Annotated in this window: 20 protein-coding genes; 13 read left to right on the top strand and 7 right to left on the bottom strand. The window is 58.4% G+C overall.

Annotated features, from left to right (window positions below):
* Positions 1–180: 180 nt before the first annotated feature.
* A complete protein-coding gene (locus tag ACL2XG_RS21760) occupies positions 181–831 on the bottom strand; it encodes a TetR/AcrR family transcriptional regulator (protein ID WP_413721275.1) in 651 nt (216 codons plus the stop codon).
* A gap of 128 nt (positions 832–959) precedes the next feature.
* Between ACL2XG_RS21760 and ACL2XG_RS21755 the strand changes: the two genes are divergently transcribed.
* A complete protein-coding gene (locus tag ACL2XG_RS21755) occupies positions 960–1,781 on the top strand; it encodes an alpha/beta fold hydrolase (RefSeq protein ID WP_413721276.1) in 822 nt (273 codons plus the stop codon).
* Between the two features lie 27 nt (positions 1,782–1,808).
* Positions 1,809–2,612 carry an SDR family oxidoreductase gene (locus ACL2XG_RS21750; protein WP_413721277.1) on the top strand — a complete coding sequence of 268 codons (804 nt, stop codon included), beginning with the start codon at positions 1,809–1,811 and terminating at the stop codon, positions 2,610–2,612.
* A gap of 66 nt (positions 2,613–2,678) precedes the next feature.
* On the opposite strand, the gene treA is transcribed toward ACL2XG_RS21750, so the two are convergent.
* Positions 2,679–4,331, bottom strand: a complete 1,653-nt coding sequence (treA, locus tag ACL2XG_RS21745) for an alpha,alpha-trehalase TreA (protein WP_410013824.1) — start codon at positions 4,329–4,331, stop codon at positions 2,679–2,681.
* A 491-nt stretch (positions 4,332–4,822) separates the two neighbouring features.
* Between treA and fucO the strand changes: the two genes are divergently transcribed.
* Positions 4,823–5,974 (top strand): lactaldehyde reductase, encoded by a 1,152-nt coding sequence (fucO, locus tag ACL2XG_RS21740; RefSeq protein ID WP_413721278.1) that lies wholly within the window; start codon positions 4,823–4,825, stop codon positions 5,972–5,974.
* A gap of 922 nt (positions 5,975–6,896) precedes the next feature.
* Here the strand turns inward: fucO and ACL2XG_RS21735 are convergent.
* Complete coding sequence (locus tag ACL2XG_RS21735; RefSeq protein ID WP_410013822.1) at positions 6,897–7,097, bottom strand: hypothetical protein; 201 nt, start codon at positions 7,095–7,097, stop codon at positions 6,897–6,899.
* A 474-nt stretch (positions 7,098–7,571) separates the two neighbouring features.
* Between ACL2XG_RS21735 and ACL2XG_RS21730 the strand changes: the two genes are divergently transcribed.
* Both ACL2XG_RS21730 and ACL2XG_RS21725 read left to right on the top strand, forming a co-directional pair.
* Complete coding sequence (locus ACL2XG_RS21730) at positions 7,572–8,147, top strand: S1 family peptidase (protein ID WP_413721279.1); 576 nt, start codon at positions 7,572–7,574, stop codon at positions 8,145–8,147.
* Positions 8,148–8,228: 81 nt separating this feature from the next.
* Positions 8,229–9,323, top strand: coding sequence for a LacI family DNA-binding transcriptional regulator (locus tag ACL2XG_RS21725; RefSeq protein ID WP_413721280.1), 1,095 nt, complete (start codon positions 8,229–8,231; stop codon positions 9,321–9,323).
* A 14-nt stretch (positions 9,324–9,337) separates the two neighbouring features.
* Here ACL2XG_RS21725 and ACL2XG_RS21720 read toward each other — a convergent pair whose 3' ends face one another.
* Entirely contained in the window at positions 9,338–9,667 is a 330-nt protein-coding gene (locus ACL2XG_RS21720) for a DHCW motif cupin fold protein (protein WP_413721281.1), read from the bottom strand.
* Positions 9,668–9,744: 77 nt separating this feature from the next.
* Positions 9,745–10,383 carry an RpiB/LacA/LacB family sugar-phosphate isomerase gene (locus tag ACL2XG_RS21715; RefSeq protein ID WP_410013818.1) on the bottom strand — a complete coding sequence of 213 codons (639 nt, stop codon included), beginning with the start codon at positions 10,381–10,383 and terminating at the stop codon, positions 9,745–9,747.
* 613 nt (positions 10,384–10,996) lie between these two features.
* Here ACL2XG_RS21715 and ACL2XG_RS21710 point away from each other — a divergent pair.
* Positions 10,997–11,344 (top strand): helix-turn-helix domain-containing protein, encoded by a 348-nt coding sequence (locus ACL2XG_RS21710; RefSeq protein WP_413721282.1) that lies wholly within the window; start codon positions 10,997–10,999, stop codon positions 11,342–11,344.
* A gap of 307 nt (positions 11,345–11,651) precedes the next feature.
* On the opposite strand, the gene ACL2XG_RS21705 is transcribed toward ACL2XG_RS21710, so the two are convergent.
* The gene (locus ACL2XG_RS21705; RefSeq protein ID WP_413721283.1) at positions 11,652–13,220 is read right to left on the bottom strand and encodes a hypothetical protein; all 1,569 of its coding nucleotides are present in this window, start codon (positions 13,218–13,220) and stop codon (positions 11,652–11,654) included.
* Positions 13,221–13,378: 158 nt separating this feature from the next.
* Here ACL2XG_RS21705 and ACL2XG_RS21700 point away from each other — a divergent pair, with 158 nt between their 5' ends.
* The 4 genes from ACL2XG_RS21700 (at position 13,379) to ACL2XG_RS21685 (ending at position 18,314) form a co-directional block, all read left to right on the top strand.
* Complete coding sequence (locus ACL2XG_RS21700) at positions 13,379–14,659, top strand: Gfo/Idh/MocA family protein (RefSeq protein ID WP_413721284.1); 1,281 nt, start codon at positions 13,379–13,381, stop codon at positions 14,657–14,659.
* Positions 14,660–14,956: 297 nt separating this feature from the next.
* Entirely contained in the window at positions 14,957–15,649 is a 693-nt protein-coding gene (locus ACL2XG_RS21695; RefSeq protein ID WP_413721285.1) for an ABC transporter ATP-binding protein, read from the top strand.
* 71 nt (positions 15,650–15,720) lie between these two features.
* On the top strand, positions 15,721–16,653 hold the full coding sequence (locus ACL2XG_RS21690; protein ID WP_413723489.1) for an ABC transporter substrate-binding protein: 933 nt from the start codon (positions 15,721–15,723) through the stop codon (positions 16,651–16,653).
* 8 nt (positions 16,654–16,661) lie between these two features.
* A complete protein-coding gene (locus ACL2XG_RS21685; RefSeq protein WP_413721286.1) occupies positions 16,662–18,314 on the top strand; it encodes an ABC transporter permease in 1,653 nt (550 codons plus the stop codon).
* Between the two features lie 62 nt (positions 18,315–18,376).
* On the opposite strand, the gene ACL2XG_RS21680 is transcribed toward ACL2XG_RS21685, so the two are convergent.
* A complete protein-coding gene (locus ACL2XG_RS21680; RefSeq protein WP_413721287.1) occupies positions 18,377–18,703 on the bottom strand; it encodes a glucose PTS transporter subunit EIIB in 327 nt (108 codons plus the stop codon).
* A gap of 355 nt (positions 18,704–19,058) precedes the next feature.
* Between ACL2XG_RS21680 and ACL2XG_RS21675 the strand changes: the two genes are divergently transcribed.
* The 3 genes from ACL2XG_RS21675 to ACL2XG_RS21665 all read left to right on the top strand — a co-directional run bounded on the left by ACL2XG_RS21675 (position 19,059) and on the right by ACL2XG_RS21665 (position 21,274).
* On the top strand, positions 19,059–19,580 hold the full coding sequence (locus ACL2XG_RS21675) for a hypothetical protein (RefSeq protein ID WP_410013811.1): 522 nt from the start codon (positions 19,059–19,061) through the stop codon (positions 19,578–19,580).
* A gap of 10 nt (positions 19,581–19,590) precedes the next feature.
* Positions 19,591–20,040 carry a DUF421 domain-containing protein gene (locus ACL2XG_RS21670; RefSeq protein ID WP_410013810.1) on the top strand — a complete coding sequence of 150 codons (450 nt, stop codon included), beginning with the start codon at positions 19,591–19,593 and terminating at the stop codon, positions 20,038–20,040.
* A gap of 445 nt (positions 20,041–20,485) precedes the next feature.
* Positions 20,486–21,274: a fatty acid desaturase family protein gene (locus tag ACL2XG_RS21665; RefSeq protein WP_410013809.1), complete on the top strand. Its 789-nt coding sequence runs from the start codon at positions 20,486–20,488 to the stop codon at positions 21,272–21,274.
* Positions 21,275–21,484: the final 210 nt, after the last annotated feature.

The raw sequence follows: 21,484 nt of genomic DNA, 5'->3' as shown, positions 1-21,484 counted from the left end.
GAAGAGAATAACGATCGAGGTCAAAGATATAAAAAAATAGTTTATTTTTAATAAAACATCATTTTATTTAACGGCAATGGAAATAACGGCGGCGCGGCGCCCTTTATTCCGCGGGCATCCAGGCCGCCGGGTTCCTGCCCGCCGCCTGGATGTGGCGGCGAACCGCCGCCGCCCTGCCCGTCAGTTCCCCGTGGACTTAACGTCGTCCCGCCAGCGGTCCAGATAGGCCATGACCGCCCGCAGGGCTTCGTTTCGCACCGCGTTATTGATGCGGCCGTCTTGGACATAGCCGAACTTCAGGCAAGCGAAGCCAATTTCAACGGCGAGGGTCGCAACGTCGGGCGACGCCGGCAATGCCGGCAGTTCGCCCAAGCGCGCGGCCGTGTCGCGCAACAAGCGTCCGATTGATGCGTTCTTGACGGCATGGGCGGCACGGTCGGTATCGCTAAAAGAACCATTCAGCAACAGCACGCTCGCCACCGGATGGGCGTTGTAATACTCCACGCAAATATCTATCACTCTGCGCACCCACGCGCTAAGCGTACGGGCGCGGGCGGCGTCCGAATCCGCGATGGCGTCGGCAAGGCGGCGCATATGGATCTGCGAGATATGCGCGAACAGTGCGTACTTATCAGGAAAGAAGGGATAGATGCTGGCCCTAGGTACTTCCGCCAGGGCAGCAAGGGCGGGGATCGAGGTTTTTTCCGGGCCCAGTTGCTCGAGCATGCGCTCCGCCGCCTCGATGACCCGGGTCATGCGTTCCAGCGACCGTTCCTGCACGGGACGGCGCGTTCGTTTTTCCTTGGGGGGACTTGCATCAAAATCAGACATATGTTAGATTTACAAAAAAGTGACAGATGTTGGATATTAGCAGATTTCACTAAGGATGACCACGCCCTACGTCAAACCGGTACGTATGCGGGCAAAACGCTTTCTTGAACATCCAGACGGGAGAGGCCATGACAGCCGTAAACGGGGAGATCTATATCCATGTCGAGGAACAGGGCAAAAGCGACCCGACGCTTATCTTCCTGCATTATTGGGGCGGGTCGTCCCGAACCTGGCGCCACGTCATCGCCGCCCTGGCAAACGCCTGGCGCACCCTCGCCGTCGATTTGCGCGGTTGGGGTTTGTCGGATGCGCCGCGGGAGAATTATGCGCTGGCCGATTTCGCCGATGACGTTGAACGGGTGATCAGGGCGCGAGGTTTGTCGGATTTCGTGCTGGTTGGGCACTCCATGGGCGGTAAGATCGCTCAATTGATCGCGTCGCGCCAGCCGGAGGGACTGGCCGGGCTGGTGCTGGTCGCTCCTTCGCCGCCCACGCCGCTCGGGTTGCCGCCCGAGATGCTCGTCGGCATGGAGGCGGCGTACGCGTCCGCGGCCTCGGTTGCCGCCACCATCGACCAGGTGCTTACGGCAAAGCCTCTCACCGAAGGCCAGCGGCGGCAGGTTATCGAAGACAGTCTGCGCGGCGGCGCGGCGGCAAAAATCGCCTGGCCGCGCCACTCCAGCCAAGAGGACATTTCGGCCGCGGTAAGCGCGATTACGGTGCCGGTCCTGGTCATTGCGGGTGAATGCGATCGGGTCGACAGCGTCTCCACGCTCGAGACGGAACTGCTACCGCGTATCCCCCAGGCCAGGATGCACGTGCTGGCGGGCACCGGACATCTATCCCCCCTGGAATCGCCCGGGGAAATCGCCGCATTGATCAGAACCTTTATTTCAGCATTGCCCAAAAACGCCATCTCGGCGCGCGTCAGACAAGCGTCACAACCCTAACCACCTGCAAAGTAAGGACCTCATAATATGTACAAGACCATTCTTATTACCGGCGCCGGCTCCGGTTTCGGCGAAGCGGCCGCCATCGGCTTGGCGCGCAACGGCCACCAGGTTATCGCCACCGTGCAATGCTCGCCGCAGGTAACGCCGTTGCGCGAAAAAGCCAAGGCTCTGGGACTAGCCAATCTGCGGGTGGAAAAGCTTGATCTCCTCGACGCGCATGACATGGCCTACGCCCAAAGCTTCGACATCGACGTGCTTTGGAATAATGCAGGCATGGGCGAGGGCGGTCCGGTTTTCGAAATTCCGCTCGATCTCGTTCGCCATAACTACGAGGTCAACGTTTTTCTTCCGCTCGCGCTGACGCAAAGCTTCGTCAAAAAGTGGATCAGGCAGAACAAGCACGCAAAGGTTGTCTTCACCTCATCGATGAGCGGGCTGTTCTCACCCGCCAATTGGGGCGTTTACGCTTCGACCAAGCATGCGCTGGAATCCATTGCCGAGGCGATGCAGCAGGAATTGGCCGGGCACGGCATCAAAGTCCAGACCATCAATCCAGGCGCCTATTATACCGGTTTTAACGAGACCATGGCCGATACGGCCTTCCGCTGGCTCGACGACACGAACAATATTACCCGGCGAGCCGACCTGCGCGCGCAGTTCGACGAGGCGCTGGCATCGCCATTTGGCCATCTCGATGCGCGGGAAATGATTGATCGCATGATTGAAATCGTCCCCGCCGACAACGGAAAATTCCGTAACGTGGTGCCCCAGGCGGTGGAGGATATGCTGAAAGCTCAACAACTGGCGGCCTGGGACAATCAGATCTGAAAAAACCCCAAGGCGGCGCTTCGGTCGCGCCACCTTCCCCGCCGGCTTGCAGGGAACCGGGCGTTATCAGGCGCCGACGGCGGCGGCCGGTTCCAGCGTGGCCTCAGCCTGGCTGGCGGTATCCGTATAGTCCGGCATCTTGTCGTTATACATATCCAGCAGCTTAAGGGTGACGCCGTTGGTCCAGCCAAAACCGTCCTGCAGCGGATACTCGCCGCCCCCGCCTCCGCCGAGGCCGCTGCCTTCCACCACGTATTTCTCCACCAGCTTATGCTGATTGTTGAACAGCCGCTGCACGTTGCCCAGGAAACGGGTGGCAATATCTTCCGCCAGCTCGTCAAGACCATAATTGCGCAACCCCTCCACCGCGACCCATTGCAGCGGCGCCCAGCCGTTCGGCGCGTCCCATTGCTGGCCGGAAACATTGGTGGTGGTAATCAGCCCGCCCTGTTTGAGCAGCTGATCGCGTATCGTCTGGGCGGTGCGGGTGGCGCGCTCCAGCGGCGCTACCTTGTTATACAAGGGGAAAACCATGGCGGCGGTCAGCTGATCGCGCAGCTTATCCTGGCGCCAGTCGAAGTCGGCGTAATACCCGCCCTCCTCGTTCCACAGGTGCAGGTTAATCGCCTGCTTACGGCGCTCCGCCCGCTGGCTGTAATAGCTGGCGGCATCATGGTTGCCGCTCAGCAGGCTGGCCTTGGCGAGCGTCTGCTCCAGATGGAAGAGCAGCGCGTTCAGATCCACCGGCAGGATGGACGTCGTGCGGATAGACGACAGCGCCAGCGGATCATCGAACCAGCGCGAGCTGAAATCCCACCCCGATGCCGCCCCAGCCCGCAGGTCCCGGTATACCTCCCCCGCCGGGCGATCCGTGGCCTCGCTGGCGGTCACGATATCGTCCATATAGGACTCGGTGCGCGGCGTATCCAGATCATCCCAATAACGGTTAAGCAGCGCGCCGTCTTTCATGCGCACCACCCGTTCGGCGGCGGCGCCGTTCTCCAGCGCGTCGCCTCCCTCCATCCAGTACTGGTATTCTTTTTTCAGCTGCGGCAAATAGTTTTGATAGATGCCGTCCCCTTCCCTGCTCGCCAGCAAATCCACCATCAGGGCAAAAAACGGCGGCTGCGAGCGGCTCAGGTAATAACTGCGGTTACCGTTGGGAATGCGCCCATAGGTATCGATTTCATGGGAGAAATTATCGGTCATATCCACCACCAGCTCCCACTTATCGCATTCGGCCAGGCCGAGCATGGTAAAATAACTGTCCCAATAATAGACTTCGCGAAAGCGTCCGCCCGGCACGACGTAGTCCTTCGGCAGCGGCAGCAGCGAATCATAGGGCCTCACGGTGGAGGTATTGCGGGTCAGCACCGGCCACAGGGTGGTGATATGCTCGCGCAGGGTTTGCCCGTTAGGCGGCACATATTTCACCCGGTCGGTGGGGAATATAAAATTTTTCTCGACAAACGTCCGCAATTTGAAGTTCTTGCGCCGCTTTTTCGCCTGATAATCGGACAATATGGCCGCCGGGGTACGGCGCGGCACCGCATCGGCAAAGGTCTTCTGATCGGAAAATAATTTTGCCGTCTGCACATCGATGTACAACTGCCCCAATAAGGCATCCGGTCCCTGGCGTACATTGATATTATATTTATTTTTTTTTGCCAGCGCCGTTGAAAAAACCCGGCCTGACGCGGTACCCAGCGACATGCCCATGGTTAGAAATCTTCTCCAGGCCCACCTGAAAGAGCGTGTAATCATAGGTTAACTCTCCATTTTTATACGCCATCCGGCTAAACTGGCCACGGTCAGCCTTAGCATAACCCGTAGCTGATTTATAACTATAGCCACTCACGCCATAAGCTGGGGCCGGGGAGGCAAATTAGCCGGTGAAATTAGCTGGTTAGCCCGTTTCACGGCCATATTCGGAATTATCGTAACGCCCAGGCGTCCACCGCCGCGTAAACCGGCCGCCGCGCGCGCGCGGGAACACCCCCTCCCCGCCAATAACAGGATAATTACATTCGCTCCCGGCATTTAGCATTAATAACAAAGCCAATATATTTCCAGGTAAAAAATATTTCATTATTCCTGATGCTTTTTTTAATTCACCGTTAATGTGAAGTGAAGCATTTAATAATACTTGTCGTCCACGACCACAGGTGAAAATATTAACTTACCCTCCGCTATAACAAAGGTTATTTATTATGGCTAATAGAATGATCCTTAATCAAACCTCTTATTTCGGTAAAGGCGCCATCACCCATATCATTGACGAAGCGCGCACCCGCGGCTACCACAAAGCCCTGGTGGTTACCGATAAAGATCTCATCCGCTTTGAAGTGGCCACCCGCGTAACCGATCTCCTTAAACATGCCGGACTGCCCTTCCAGATTTATGATGAGGTGGTGGCGAACCCCACCATAGAGATAGTCCATAAAGGCGTTGCCGCTTTTAAGGCCGCCGGGGCGGATTATCTGATAGCCATTGGCGGCGGGTCGCCGCAGGATACCTGCAAGGCCATCGGCATTATCATCAATAATCCCGAATTTGCCGATGTCCGCAGCCTGGAAGGCGTCGCGGCCACCAAAAAACCCTGTGTGCCGATCCTGGCGGTGCCCACCACCGCCGGCACCGCTGCCGAGGTCACCATCAATTATGTTATCACCGATCGGGAAAACCGGCGCAAATTTGTCTGTGTTGATCCGCATGATATTCCGCTGGTGGCGATTATCGACCCCGATATGATGGCCAGCATGCCCGCCAGCCTGAAAGCCGCCACCGGCATTGACGCCCTGACCCATGCCATAGAAGGCTATACCACCCTCGCGGCGTGGGAACTCACCGATATGTTCCATCTCAAGGCCATAGAAATCATTGCGCGGTCCCTGCGTGATTCCGTACAAGGCAACGCGCGTGGCGTAGAGGATATGGCGCTGGGTCAATATGTCGCCGGCATGGGATTTTCCAATGTCGGCCTTGGGCTGGTGCATGGCATGGCACATCCGCTGGGCGCGTTTTATGATACGCCGCATGGGGTGGCGAACGCGGTACTGCTGCCCACCATCATGGCCTATAACGCGGCGCACACCGGGGAAAAATTCCGCCATATCGCCGTGGCGATGGGCGTTGAAGCGGCGAAGACCATGGATATCGCCCAGGCGCGCGCCGCCGCCATCAATGCGGTCAAACAGCTGTGTCATGATGTGGGCATTCCCGCGTCGCTGCGGGATCTGGGCGTGAAAAAAGAAGATATCGCGCAACTGGCCAAAGCGGCCTTCGCGGATGTTTGCACCGGCGGCAATCCCCGCGCCGCCTCGATTGCCGATATTGAACAACTGTATCAAGCGATTTTCTAACCGCGCCTGAAACCGCCTCCCGCCAACACTTATCTCAAAGCAGACGTGTTCAAGGGAGAGCCTGCCAATGGGGTTGAATCGGGCGTGCTTTTCCCGCCCGACCGAGCGCCCCATGGCGCGGTATGCCCGCCAACACCCATCTCAAAGCAGACATGTTCAAGGGAGAGCGTGCCAATGGGGTCGAATCGGGCGTGGTTTCCCCGCCCGACCGAGGCCCCATGGCGCGGTATGCCCGCCAACGCCGAACTCAACGCAGACGTGTTCAAGGGAGAGCGTGCCGATGGGGTCGAATCGGGCGTGCTTTTCCCGCCCGACCGAGCGCCCCATGGCACGGTATGCCCGCCAACACCGAACTCAATGCAGACGTGTTAAAGGGAGACCGTGCCAATGGGGTTGAATCGGGCGTGCTTTTCCCGCCCGACCGAGCGCCCCATGGCACGGTAGGCCCGCCAACACCGAACTCAACGCAGACGTGTTCAAGGGAGAGCGTGCCGATGGGGTCGAATCGGGCGTGCTTTTCCCGCCCGACCGAGCGCCCCATGGCACGGTAGGCCCGCCAACACCGAACTCAACGCAGACGTGTTCAAGGGAGAGCGTGCCAATGGGGTCGAATCGGGCGTGGTTTCCCCGCCCGACCGAGGCCCCATGGCGCGGTATGCCCGCCAACACCCATCTCAAAGCAGACATGTTCAAGGGAGAGCGTGCCGATGGGGTCGAATCGGGCGTGCTTTTCCCGCCCGACCGAGCGCCCCATGGCACGGTATGCCCGCCAACGCCGAACTCAACGCAGACGTGTTCAAGGGAGAGCGTGCCGATGGGGTCGAATCGGGCGTGCTTTTCCCGCCCGACCGAGGCCCCATGGCGCGGTATGCCCGCCAACACCCATCTCAAAGCAGACGTGTGCAAGGGAAAATACGGCAGGCTAGATCCGCTGCGCGTGATCAGAATGGATCCGGTATTCCATATCGCTCACCCGCTGCCAAACGTCGGCCGGGATATACACCGGCATATTCTCGCAGCCCATGGCGCTAAACAGGGCATCCGTCTCGGATCCGGTAAACATATCGCTGACCGGCTCTTCAGGCTGGGTGACAAACAGACGCTTTAAACGATCGACAATCATCTCGATTCTCCTGGCTGTGGACAAGAAGCCTGACCTTCCAGGGCCGGTTAACCCTGAAACGCTACCCTACCGACTGTATATGACAGTTGTACTGTTATAACCATAAATCACCACCGCGTGAAAGCACTTTTTCACCTAATCTTATACCCCATAAGGCAATGCCGCTTCCCCCGCCGCCTAAACCCGATCGCAGCGCGCGCCTAAAACGCCCCTTTGGATTAATGAGGATATATTAATAATGATCTAAGCATAATAAATATTCGCCAAAAAAAACCACACACCCATTACATCAACGCCCTGATAATGTATTATAACGGTAATTATTTTATAGGTATTTAATTATCCGCGCCCTGATATAACCCGTCACCCTGCGCCGCTGGAAATAAAAACACCTCACCCATAAAATAGAAGAAGCATATCATTTTTAACCAAAGTTAATTAATTACCTTCATACACATTACGACAGGATCAATTATGTTAAAACACTCCCACGCGCTATGGGCAGCACTATTTTTACTCACCGGCTGCTCGTACGGAAAATATGGCTTTGATAAAGACACCCGCGCTAAAGCCGATATGCGTTTTATCGGCATCCCGGCGCTGGCCGGCGCGGTCGGCACCAGCTTTCCCATCGGCGACGGCTACAGCCTCACCGCCAGGCATGTGGCCAAAATCATGATGATGGACGTGGTGGCCTACCACGAGGTCTGTGATATCGCTCTGATTCGCGCCGGCAAGGGCCGGGTGGATTTTCGCCCGGCGGTGGCCGGTGAAAATGTACGCATGTACGGTTATTCGGCGCTGAGCACGCTGCCGGTATCATCGCGCGGCATTGCCTCCTACCAGGATCATTACGACGGCTGTCCCGCCTTCGCCTCCACCTCCGGCGTGGTCCAGGGCATGAGCGGCGGGCCGGTATACGGCGATGACGGCGCGGTGGTGGGCGTGGTGATAGCCTATAATAAACGCCTGGGCGTATCGGTGTTTATCCCCTGGCAGTCCATCGACACCTGGGTGGAAGAAAAGCGCGCGACACACCGCACGGCATAATCGCCCCGGCGGGTCGCTTTGATTTGCTCGTATCCCCGCGCCGTTGTAGCATTGTCGGCGTTCTCCTTGCCGAGCCATATCATGCCCAAGCCTAAAAACCCCCGCCCCGTCACCGCGCGCTCCACCCACGGCGTAACCCTCTTTGATGTGGCTAAACTCGCCGGCGTGGCGCCAATTACCGTCTCCCGAGTGATGAACCAGCCCAATCAGGTCAAGGACGCCACCCGGCTCAAGGTACTGCGGGTGATCGAAGAAACCGGCTACGTACGCAACCAGATCGCTGGTTCGCTGGCGTCCAATCGCACGCGCCTGGTGGCGGTGGTCGTGCCCATGCTCACCAACCCGATATTCGCCGACACCTTCCAGGCCATCGCCGCCAGGCTGGCGCAGGCAAATTACCAGGTATTGCTGGGCATTTCCGGCTATCAGGCCGCCCAGGAGCAGGAACTGCTGGAAGTGGTGCTCAGCCGCCGCCCCGACGGCATTATCCTCACCGGCACCATCCATACCGAGGTCAGCCGCAAACGCCTGCGCGCCACCGGCATCCCGGTGGTGGAAACCTGGGACATGACCGACGATCCCATTGATATGCTGGTGGGGTTTTCCCATGAGACCATAGGCCAGCGTGAAGCGCAGCACCTGCTGGCGCAGGGCTACCGCGATTTTGCCCTGATTGAGGTAGACGACCCGCGCGGCATGCGGCGCAGCAACAGTTTTATCCGCCAGCTGGCCCAGCAGGGCATCGCCCCGCTCGACCGCCAGACGTTCCACGGTTTGCCCACTCTGGAACAGGGGCGGCAAGGCCTGGTAAACCTACTGCATCTGCTGCAACGCCCGGCGGCGGCCCAGGCCGCATCCGCCGGGATACGACGGCCGCTTATCCTGGTGTGCACCTCGGATACCCTGGCGCACGGCGTCTTGACCGAGGCCGCCAGCCGGGGGATCGCCATACCCGGCCACATCGCGGTAATGGGGTTCGGCGATATGAATTTTGCCGCCCATACCTTTCCGGCGCTGTCGACGGTTAAAATCGACGGCGCGCATATCGGCCAGCGCGCGGCGGCGGCCTTGCTCGAGCGGTTAAAAGACCCCAACGGCGCACCGCCCGTGGCCATGGATGTCGGTTTTACGCTGGTGGATCGGGATAGCACCGGTCCGCTGATTGACGCGCGATAACGCGGCCCGCGCCGTCAGTCGACGATAAACAGGGTGGCGCCCCGGTCGGTATAGGACCGGTGCGCTTCCGCATTATCCGCCACCTGGTAACTGTTGCCCGGCGTCAGAGTAAAAATACGCCCGTCCGCCAGTTCGGTATGCAACTCGCCGGTGAGGCACAACAGGATATGCCCTTTGACACACCAGTGATCGGCCAGGTAACCGGCGGAATATTCCACCATACGCACGCGGATATCGCCGAAATGACAGGTACGCCAGATGGCTTCCCCGCGCGCGCCGGCATGGTGCGTGGGGTCCACGCGCGACCAATCCGTGGTGCCGAAGGGAATCTCTTTTATCTGCATGTCGTCAAGCCCCGGGCCTGGATAAGCGTTTTCAGGCGGATTTCGCCCGCGGCCCGCCCCGGATGGGCGGGCTGTCGTTACGCTACCAGTGTTTCGATATAGCCGGCAATGGCTTTATCCCGGCAGTTGGCAAAGAAATATTCCTTGAATTTAGCCCCGGCGACGGCGCCCTTCAGCAAATCCTGATCGAGATCGGCCAGGATGGACAGCAAATCGCGATAGCTCACCGCTTTCACCGCATCCAGGATCTTTTTATTCCGCTGTTCCGGCACCACGCGCTCCTTGGGATACCCCTGGCCGCCGGCGGTTTCAAACAGCTTTTCGAAAATATACTGCAGGTTCAGCTCCGCGCCCCAGCCGAATCCCTTGGCAAACGGCAGGGAGATGGCATTGCCGTCGTTTATCTGGGCAAACATATAGCCGTCGGCGGGATCGATGGCCAGGCCGCAAATCACCCCCGGGAAGGAATTGCAGGCCAGCATGGCGCCGGCGCCGGTTCCGCAGCCCGTCACGACATAATCCGCCGCGCCGGAGTTCAGCAATATCGCGGCCAGGATGCCGTTCTGAACGTAGGTCAGCGTCGCCTTATCGTCGGCGGAATACATGCCGTAGTTAAACACCTGGTGACCCAACGGCTCGACCACCTTGGTCAGGGTGGCGGCGATAAGCTCATTTTTAGCAGCCTGGCTGTTTTCGTTAATCAGTGCGATTTTCATAAAAGCGTTATCCGTAGTCAGTGAAAAGGATGAGGCGAGAATGCGTTGATGTCCTGCGGTCTTCGCTTGGCGGCCAGCCTGGCGACCTGACCGCCTGGCGTTATGATAAAGAAACCGGCATCACTATTCAATAAAATGAAATGCCGTTTTATTTTAGATTATGGCATCCCGGCGCCGGCAAAAACCTCGTTGCCGTCACGCAAAGCGCCGGTCATCGCGCGGCGTCCGGCCCGGCACAAATTAGCTTATGAGGTAATTATAATTTAATTAATGAAAATAATTACAATACCCTCCCATTGGCAACAACCGCGACCGCCGTTTTTGGGTTCTTTATCCCCTTTAATGACAATACTTCCCCAGCGCTCACTGAATTTAAAAAATTATTTTTATATCATCCCTTTTCTATTAAATGCCATGTATCAATGAATTATCCGGGTATTGCCAAGAGAACTATCTTTGTTTATAAGTCATAAGTAACCAGGATGCTCTATTACAAGGAAAATTTATGTTTCGATATATAGATTGTGGACTATCAAATGTCTGGCTAACTAACGGTTATAAGCATAAAGATACTGGAACAAGAACATCTACCGCCATTCAGGATGGGGCGGATTTGCATCGTTTAATCGCCCTGGAGTTAATTAACCGCCGCGGTCCCCTGGTGTCGTCTGAAATGCGTTTCCTGCGTCATGAGATGAATTTATCCCGCCAGTCGCTCGGCCATGAACTGGGCGTGGAAATAGCCTTTATTACCCAGTGGGAACGCAACGATCGCCGCCTGCCCCGCGACGCCGATGTCAATCTGCGCATCCTGTATGCCACCAACCGGTTAACGGATCGCGACACGACGCTCTCGGTCCATTTGCTTGCCGATGACGACTACCCGCCTTCGCCGGTGCCGATGGTATTTACCTGGGCGGATAGCGGCTGGCGGCTTGATCCCCCTGCGGCGCGGCCCTGAGGACGCGCGACCTTTCTTGCCGCCGCCGGCGCGGCGCGCAACGACGGGGAGCTACCGCCTCTGCCGGCACGGGCCGGGTTTTCCGCGCCTTTAGCGTGGTTGTGATCCAGCGCACGCTTTATCCCCTGTTAACGGGCCGACATCACCTTGCTGCCGCCGCCGCGCGTGATTATCGTCACATTTACGCACAACACTTTATGAACTCCCTCACATTTTTCCCATTTATCCTGGCGCACGGGCCGGCAGCGACATTATGCCGGTAGGTTTTATCCCGCCAGGCGTTTAGCCTCTTCACGTCGGGGCAATATCAACGCCCCGGATGCGCCAGGGCATACAGCCGGGCCGGATTCATCATCATGCGGAGGCAAAAGGGATGGGCATCGGCGCTCTCGTCAAGCCAGCGATCGGTTTTTTCCGCGCAGCGCTCCGCGGCGGCGACGGCATCATCCAGCTCGGCGCGCAGCGCGCGGCTGCAGCCGTATTGATGGATAAACCAGTGCAGCTCGATCAGTTGCCGGACGTGGCCGAACAGGCGCGAATACCAGTCCGCCCGTTCCCAGGCCGCCGCCAGGTCACGTGTCCAGGCGGCCGGCAAAGCGGCTTCCTGCAAAAGCGCCTGTGCCATATGCCGCAGATGACGGGCCAGGAACTCCGCCTGCTGCCGTTCAAGACGGCTAAGCTCCCGCTGCGCCAGGCCCGCGGCGTTATCGTCAGCCGGAAACAGCGGCTGGAAAGACTGGCTCCAGTTGGCGCCGCGGGCGTCGGAGTGGATCAGCCGCAGCGCGTCATCCATATCCTGCGGGATCTGGCTGTGGCGATGCATTATCCGCCCCAGCAGATAAGGCGCCTTGCACATCCAGTCATAGCTGGTAAAAAACAGCTGCCGCAGTTTCTGGCGCTGGAGGCTGTCCGGCGGGCGCACCCCGCGGGTCTCGAGCCAGTCGTCGAACAACGTGGCCGCGGCGACCGGCGGCGCGCCGCTTATCATGCGCGCCAGGCCATAAAGATTGCTTTCATTGACCGAGTCCAGGAGCGAGCCGTTGTTGACCCATTCCCAGCTGATACGCACGCTGACGGCCTCCAGCCGCTCGCCAACCACCGCTTGCACCCACCCCAGCCGGCCCTGGATTTCATCAATCAGCAGGCAGGGCAGCAGGGTCCAGCCGTAATCAATGCCCCACAAATCAATATCAAGCCATATTTTGCGCTGTTCAAAAGCGCCGATGGCCGGATTATTGGCAAAGCCGGGGCGATAGTCCACCGCCGTGGCCTTCAGCGAAGCGCGCACATCGGGCGGCAGCCGCGCCAGCGTTTGCTGCAACTGCCGGCGGGGCCAGCTGTCATCGGTGTAATCACGCAGCACCAGTTTTTTATTTTGCCGCCGCAGCTGCAGGTGAAGGGATTGCAGCGGCGCGTGCCACTGCGTTTCATTAAACGCCGGCGTTTGCAGGCTGAGGATCAGTCCGTCAAACAGCGGCAGTTGCGCAAGCGACGCGCTGACCACGTCGGTATAAAAATAATACAGGAATTTTTCCCCCTGGCCGGCGTCGTCCGCCAGGGACAGTTCGGGAAATTTATGCTCGATGCGGCCGTCCTGCGGAAAGGCCTCGCCCTGCAGCCACACCGTCAGCCGCCGCGCCCGGCAATAGGCGCTCACGCGCCGCAGGTAGAGCAACGCGCCTTCCCATTCATGCTGCAGATTGGCTTTATCCGCGCCCTGGTAATGGGCCGGGGGCGGGGCCAGCAGCGCCAGGATATTTTGCTGGTGAATCACCAGGCCGGTGAAGCGGTATTTTTCCATCACCGCCGCCATTTCCAGGAAATGCGGCCAGTGCCAGATAAGCGGGGAGTTAATTTCCAGCAGACGTTGCGGCACGGTATTTTCCCTAATCAAGCGGCGCGAAGACAGCAAGGCCGGTCCAGCGGGTATAAAGCATCCGCTTTAGCCTGTCAACAGGCCGGACTTCCAGCGTTGAATCACCAGAAGACAAGACCTCATGTACTGTAATACCAGGAATACGGGAGAACGATAACATGAAAAAATATGCATTGGTCGGCACCGGCGGCCGGGCTGGACTTTATCTGCAGGCTATCGCCGGGGAATATCGCACCCGGGGCGCGTTTGTCGCCTTTTGCGATACCAACCGCACGCGAATGGAATACGCCAACCGGTTAATCGGCGCGGCGGGCCACGACGGCGTGCCGATGTATACCGCGCTGGAGTTTGATCGCATGATAACCGAAACCCGGCCGGATACCGTCATCGTCACCTCTATCGATCGCACCCACCATCGTTATATCGTGCGCGCCATGGAATTGGGGTGCGATGTTATCAGCGAAAAACCGATGACCATCGACGAGGAAAAATGCCAGGCGATTATCGACGCCATTAACCGTACCGGCAAGAGCCTGCGCGTGACCTTTAACTACCGCTATGCCCCGCATCACAGCAAAATCCGCGAACTGCTTGCCGCCGGCGCTATCGGCGAGGTGTTTTCGGTGCATTTCGAGTGGCTGCTGAATACCCGGCACGGCGCCGATTATTTCCGCCGCTGGCACCGTGATAAACGCAACAGCGGCGGCTTGCTGGTGCATAAATCCACCCACCATTTCGACCTGGTCAACTTTTGGCTGAACAGCGAGCCGGAAACGGTGTATGCCCAGGGAGATCTGCGTTTTTATGGCAAGGATAACGCCGAAAGCCGGGGGGTGGGGCAATTTTATTCCCGCGCCTTCGGGAGCGAGGCGGCGGCCGAAGATCCCTTCGCCCTGCACATGGATCAAAGCGAACCGCTGCGCGAGCTTTACCTCAACGCCGAACATGAGGACGGCTATTATCGCGACAAAAGCGTTTTCGACGACGGCATCAGTATCGAGGATGTCATGGGCGTGATGGTGCGCTATAAAAACAAGGCCATCATGACCTATTCCCTGAACGCCTACCTGCCGTGGGAAGGGCTGAACGTGGTGTTCAACGGCAGCCGGGGCCGGCTGGAGATGAAACTGGTGGAAACGTCTTATGTAAACAGCGGCGGCGAAAAAGAGCTGGAAGGCGCTATTGAGAGCTGCTCTATACGGGTATTTCCGTTGTTCGCCGCGCCCTATGACGTCCCGGTGGATTTCCTGGCCGGCGGCCACGGCGGCGGCGATAAGGTTATGCTGGCGGATGTGTTCGGCGCGCCGGCGCCGGACCCGCTGAAACGCGCGGCCAGCTACCGCGACGGCGCCATGTCCATCCTGACCGGCATTGCCGCCAACCGCTCGCTGCGCACTGAATTACCGATACACATTCGCGATCTGGCGGTAAAACTGTAGCCCGGCCGGACCCTGCCGTTTATCGGCCGCAACGATAAAGCCTGGATGGCGTTTTTACCGTTGCGGCAATAAAACCGTCATATTCCCTCTCTATACTCCAGCGAAGATAAAGTCCCAAAGAGGATAATACTATGTACGCCCGCCTGTCCTTAGCGCAGGGGCGAACTTCCGGTCGACGGTCAGCGCCGGAAGGTTTGTCCCGCGCCCTATTTTCCCCCAAGCGCCATTGCCGTAGCATCCCCGCCGCCAGCCGCCGCGCGCCGGCCGTTTGCCTGACGTTTCGCCCGGGGGCCCGACATGCGCAACCTCGGCGCTAACGACGGCACGCCAATCGTCATCAGCGGACTCAGCCATCAGTTTGGCGGCAAGCGCGTATTAGAGGATATCCATCTGCATGTGCCCGCGGGCACGACCCTGGCCCTGCTCGGACCCTCGGGATGCGGTAAAAGCACTCTGCTGAAATTACTGGCCGGCCTGCTGCAGCCCGCGCGCGGCGAGATCCATTTCGGCCCGCGGCTGATGGCGAGCCATAGCGTCTGTATTCTTCCCGAACAACGCGATATCGGCATGGTGTTCCAGGACTATGCCCTGTGGCCGCATATGAGCGTGGCGCAAAATGTCGCTTTCCCGCTGCGCATGCGCCGGGTGGCCCGCGCCGAACGCCGGCTGCGGGTCGACAACGCGCTGGAGCGGGTCGGCCTGGCCGCCTTCGCCGGACGCAAGCCGTCGGAGCTGTCCGGCGGCCAGCAGCAGCGGGTGGCCCTGGCCCGGGCCATCGTGGCCGAGCCCCGGGTCCTGCTGTTCGACGAACCGCTATCGAATCTCGACCGCGAACTGCGCGAAACGTTATGCGGCGAAATGGCCCGCCTGCTCCGGCAGCTCAGCATTACCGCCGTTTACGTCACCCACGATCGCGGTGAAGCGCAACAGCTTGCCCAGCATATCGCGCATATGGCGCAGGGGCGCATCGTCAATTATCACGCCACTTGAACCGGGGAAAACACATGCAGCAGACCACCCACCGTTTATTAAGCCGTATCAGCACAGGAGCTTTATCCATCATGATTGCCGCCGCCACCCTTATGGCCGCCGACGCCCGGGCGCTGACCCTCTATACCGCCGGTCCCGGCTCCCTGGCCAAAAAGCTGGCGGCCGGCTATGAGCGGCAATCGGGGACCAAGGTCGATGTTTTTCAGGCCACCACCGGTAAAGTCATGGCCCGCCTGGAGGCCGAACAGGCCAACCCGCGCGCCGATGTCCTGATTTCCGCTTCATGGGATACCGCGGAAGAACTGCAACAACGGGGATGGCTGCTGGCCTACGGCAGCCCGAACGCCGCCAGCGTGCCGGCGCAGTTTAAAACCGGCTATTATGTGGCGCAGGGCATCTCCGCCCTCGGTATCGTCTGGAACAGCGCCAGCGGTACGCCGGAGCCGCATGACTGGCAGGACCTGGCGCAGCCGGCATTCAGGGATAAGGTGACCACCCCCGATCCGGCGCTGTCCGGCGCCTCACTGGATTTGCTGATGGGCCTGCAAAATGCCCTGGGCGAGAAAGCCTGGACATTGTTCGGACAGTTAAAGGACAACGGAATGATTATCGCCGGGCCCAATGCCCAGGCGCTGACGCCGGTACTGCAGGGCGCCAGGGCGGCGGTGTTCGGCGCGGTTGACTATGTCGCCTATAACAGCGTGCAGGAAGGCGAGTCGGTGAAAGTGATTTTTCCCTCCAGCGGCACGGTGATCGCCCCGCGTCCGATGATGATCCTGAAAACCAGCCCGCAGCCCGATCAGGCCAGGGCTTTTATCGATTATGCGCTCTCCCCGGAGGGGCAACAGCTGGTGGCAGAAGCCTGGCTGATGCCCGCGCGCAGCGATATCAGCGCCAAACGTCCGCTGTTCAGCGATTTGCGGCTGCTGCCGGCGCAGGGCGCCCAGCCCGCCACGCGTGACAAGGTGCTCGACCGGTTCGCCAAACTGTTCGGCCAGCGCTAGGCTTTGCGATGCGCGCTTTTTTCCTGCCGCTGCTGACCCTGGCGGCATTACTGGTGCTGGTGGCGCTGCCGGCGCTGTTTGTGCTGCTGCAGGCCATTTTTCCCCAGTTGGCCGCCGGCTCGCTGGCGCATGCGTTTGGCGCGGTCCCGGCCCTGTGGCGGGACCCGCAGGTGCCCGCGCTGCTCGGCGGCACGCTGCAAACCGGCCTGGGCGTGGCGCTGGCCTGCGCCCTGCTGGGCATTCCCCTGGGCGCGCTGCGCGGGTTGTTTGCCGTGCCGCTGGCGCGGGTCTGGGATGTGCTGATCCTGGTGCCGTTCCTGACGCCGCCCTATATCGCCGGCTTATCCTGGATGCTGGCGTTGCAGCGGCGCGGTTACCTTGAGCAACTGACCGGCCTGCAATTGGATCGGCTCCTGTTCAGCCGCGCCGGCATGGTGCTGGTCATGACGCTGACGATTTTCCCGGTGGTCTATTTTGCGGTGTCGCGCGCCATGGCCGCGGGCGGCCACCGTCTGGCGGACGTGGCGCGGGTACACGGCGCGGGGCCGTGGCGGGCGTTTTGCCTGGTCACCCTGCCGCTGGCGCTGCCGGCCATTTTCGCCGGCCTGCTGCTGGCGTTTACCCTGGCCATCGAGGAATACGGCGTGCCCGCCGCCCTGGGCATGCGCGCCGGTGCGCCGATGCTGACCGTCGGCATCGAGCGGCGCCTGGCGGACTGGCCCATTGATTTAACCTCGGCATCGCTGCTTTCGTTATTACTGGTGGCGCTGGCGCTGGCGGCGTACGGCATCCAGCGCACCCTGTCCGGCGGCCGTGACGTGGCCATCACCGGCGGAAAACCGGCGGCTATCGCCTCGCGGCCGCTCGGCGTATGGCGCTGGCCGGTGGTGGTGCTGTTCGGCCTGATCGCCGGCCTGGCGGTGGCGGCCCCGGTGGCCGCCATGCTGGCCACCGCGTTTTCCGCCACGGTATCCGGCGGACTGACGCCGGCCAACCTGACGCTGCGCCATTTCGGCAATCTCTTCGCGCAGCACGGCGAGGCGGCCGACGCACTGGCCACCAGCCTGGGCCTGGCGCTCGGCACCGCGCTGTTTACCGGTCTGGTGGGATTGATGGTGGCCTGGCTTATCAACAGCACCCGAGGCCGCGCCACGGCCTGTATCGACGCGCTGTCGCTGCTGCCGGCCGCGCTGCCGGGCGTGGTGGTGGGCGTCGGCCTGATCCTGGCCTGGAACCGGCGTTTCTGGCCGGTAACGCCTTATGATAGTTGGGTTATCCTGCTGCTGGCCTACAGTTGCCTGCTGTTGCCTTACCCGGTGCGCTATACGGGAGCCGCGCTGCGCCAGCTCGGATCCAGCCTGGAGCCGGCGGCCAGGGTGCACGGCGCCAGCGCCGCGCGGGCATTGCGCTATATCGTGCTGCCGCTGGTATTTCCCGCGCTGCTGGCCGCGATGCTGATGGTATTTGCCGTAGCGTCCAGGGAACTGGTGACCTCGCTGTTGCTGGCGCCGCCCGGGGTGCAAACGGTATCGGTATTTATCTGGCGCCAGTTCGAGCAAGGTTCGGTAGGCGACGGCATGGCCATGGCCAGTATCGCCATGCTGTTAAGCATGGTGGTCATGCTGACGGCGCTGGCGCTGTTACAGCGTCCGCGCCGCTAGGCCTGCGTGGGGCAACGTCCCGCCCGCCGCCGCGCGGGAATATGAAGGGGTGAAAGCGGGGCTTACTTTTCCTGGCTGCTTTCCAGGCCGAAGCGTTCCGCCAGCTCACGGCGCAGGTTATCGGACTGGCGGCCGAAGATAGCCTGCACCTCCTGGCCGATAACCACGACGCCGAGCGCGCCCAGATGCTGGATCTGGCCGGTATTGACCTTGCCCAGATCCTTGACCTTAACCCGCAGCCGGGTAATACAGGCATCGACATCCACAATGTTTTCCTGCTCGCCCAAGGCGCTAATCAAAGAGGCAATATCCGGATCACGCGGGGCAACGTTATGCTGGTGCGTCAATTTTTCTTTAAAAACACGCATAAACTCTTTGATATTGACCATTCTGGTATCCTTATAAAAGATATCGACAGGCACGCGGCGGACGTGAATCCGTAACCCGCCGCACATACCCGGAAAAACCACTGCTGCACCGGCATATCCTACCGCGATGCCGGGTTGGCGCAAAGCGTGATTCATATCCCATTCCTCTTTTATCGCCACCGGCTTGGAAAAATGTGATCCCCATACGTTTTCCGCCGTCTGGCGCCGGCCGACGGGCCCTGCCGCGCCGCGCGCGTCTCGCCCGCATGCGTTATTTTCAGCCGCCGTTATTTTTTTACGCCTATACTTTTCAGAAGGTTAAACGAGCAGGTAACCTGGCTATCTTCTTTATCTATCGGCTTTCGAGGTAACGGAAATGGATAACGACCACTTACCCGACGACTATCGCAGCAGGCATTATCCGGTCAAGGAAAATATGCGCTTCCAGCTTTTCGCCTGGAGAATGCAGAATCTCGGCTTTGTGCTGCTGTTTATTTTTATTGCCGCGGCCTGCCTGGGACTGTTTTCCCAAGGCGTACTCAGCAATGCATCCGCGCAATCAGCCGGGGGCAATATGATCCTTGAATATGACCGCTTCGCCCGTAACAGCACGGAGACTCATTTTATAATCCGCATAAAAATCAATAAAGAAAACCAGCTTACCGCCGTCCTGCGCGGCGATATCCTCGATAATTACGATATCGAGTTTATCCAACCCACCCCCGATGTTTCGATTATCAACGATAACGCCCTGACATTAACCCAGCCGATCGCCAAAAAAGACGGCTGGCACAGTATTTACGTCACCCTAAAACCAAATAAAATGGGCTACTTCACCAATACCATCGCACTTTCCGATAATGAAAAAATAACGTTTAACCAATTAGTTTATCCTTAGGGAGAACATCATGGATATGGTATTAAGAGCGGCCTTTATTTACCTGATCCTGATCGTGGTCTTTCGCATATCGGGCAGACGCACGTTGCTTGAAATGAACAGTTTCGATTTTATTTTGCTGCTGATTATCAGCGAAGCCTGCCAACAGGCGATCCTGGGCGAGGATTTTTCGGTGATCGGCGCCACGATTTCCATCGTTACCCTGATAAGCCTTGATTTGGTGCTTTCCTGGCTGAAGGATAAATACCATATTGTCTGGCTGGCCGCCGACGGGCCGCCGCTGCTGCTGGTGGATGACGGCAAGGTGCTGGAGCTGCGCCTCAAGCGGACCAAGATTTCCCATGACGATCTGCTGACCAGCGCGCGCAAATCGGACGGCATCCTGGACCTGGACCAGATTCGTTATGCCATTTTGGAGCAAAACGGCAAAATCACCATTATTCCGAAAAAAGAGTCATAAATCCGTGGCCGCCGGCTAATATCCCTCTCCCGCCGCGTTTATCTCACCCCGCCGTGACTCACGGCGGCATAGCCACGTATAAATATTATTTTTATAATTTTATTATATTTAAATAAAATTAACTTTTTATCAATCAGTCATGCTAAATCATTTTCATCATAGCGTATTGACAGCCGGCGAATATATATTGTTATATAACTTCTGGCAACCGTATTCTCGTCCTCATATCGCTGCCTGTTTAATATTTTAAATTATTTCTGATGTTATTTTGTCATTTAATAACATCCGTGATCGCCGGGGGAAACGTTTTATGGATAAAAACGCAATATCGCATGCAATATTAAGAGAGTATAAAAGCAAGCCTATTAAATGGTTTATTATTTATTCAGCGAAGTTCTCATTATGGGCCTGCTGGTTAGGCTTATGCGTTTACGGCATTGTGTCCGTGGACCGCTGGCCCATCCGGCTGCTCCTGCAATTGCTGCTGGGGATGGGATTTGCCCATGGCGTGGAATTGCAGCATCAGGCGCTGCACCATACCGGTTTCCGCTCCAGAAAAGCCAATCATGGCGCCGGATTTCTGCTGGGATTGCCGATGCTGGTCTCATATTCAGCCTATCGCGACAGTCATCTGTTTCATCACCGGGCGCTCGGCCGGGCGGATGACGAGGAATTTTTTAAACACGATCTACGCTCCCCGCCGCGGCTGTGGGATAGGATTAGCATTTTTTTTATGTTAAATCATTTTTATTCACAATTAATGAAGTTTATCCACGCCGTAAAAAGACGTCCCTTTCCGGTAAAAATCGCGACCAGTAACCCCCACATCCTGCGCAACGAATATCTTCTGATGGGCGGGATTTTTTTTACCGCCGCCGGCGCATCGCTGGCGGCCGGCAGTGATATTTTTATCCAGTGCTGGCTGCTTCCCCTGCTGTTTTTCGCCGCCCCCATCCATAGCTTAATAGAATTACCCGAACATTACGGCTGCGATAAGTCCAGCGTGCGGGTTTGCGACAATACCCGCACCATCCAGGCCCATCCGCTGATCAGCTGGTATACCAACGGCAATAATTATCACGTTGAACACCACCGCTTCCCCTCATTACCCATGGAACAACTGGCGCGGGTGCACCGGCAAATTAAGGGGGACCTGCGTTATTACAGCGATTCCTACCCGGCGTTTTACCGGCATATCATCAGGCAGGCCTGGCCACGCCCGCGTCGCCGATAAGCCGTATACGCGCGGCGATGTCGCCGGCGCCCATAAAGCCCAGTCGTAAATAAATAGGAATTTATATTGCTGCATATTTTGAACCAAATTCCTATAGTTTGGCGTGGGTTCATCTCATCCGCTAATAAAGACGACTTTCCATCGTTAAAAAAACACGTTAATCTAAAAGAAAATTAAGATGGCCGGCCATGACTTATCCCCACGCTGAAA

Source organism: Sodalis sp. RH24, from assembly GCF_047324145.1.
GTDB lineage: Bacteria > Pseudomonadota > Gammaproteobacteria > Enterobacterales > Enterobacteriaceae > Acerihabitans.
Note: the sequence above shows the minus strand (reverse complement) of the source record. Positions and strands in the feature narration are given on the sequence as shown.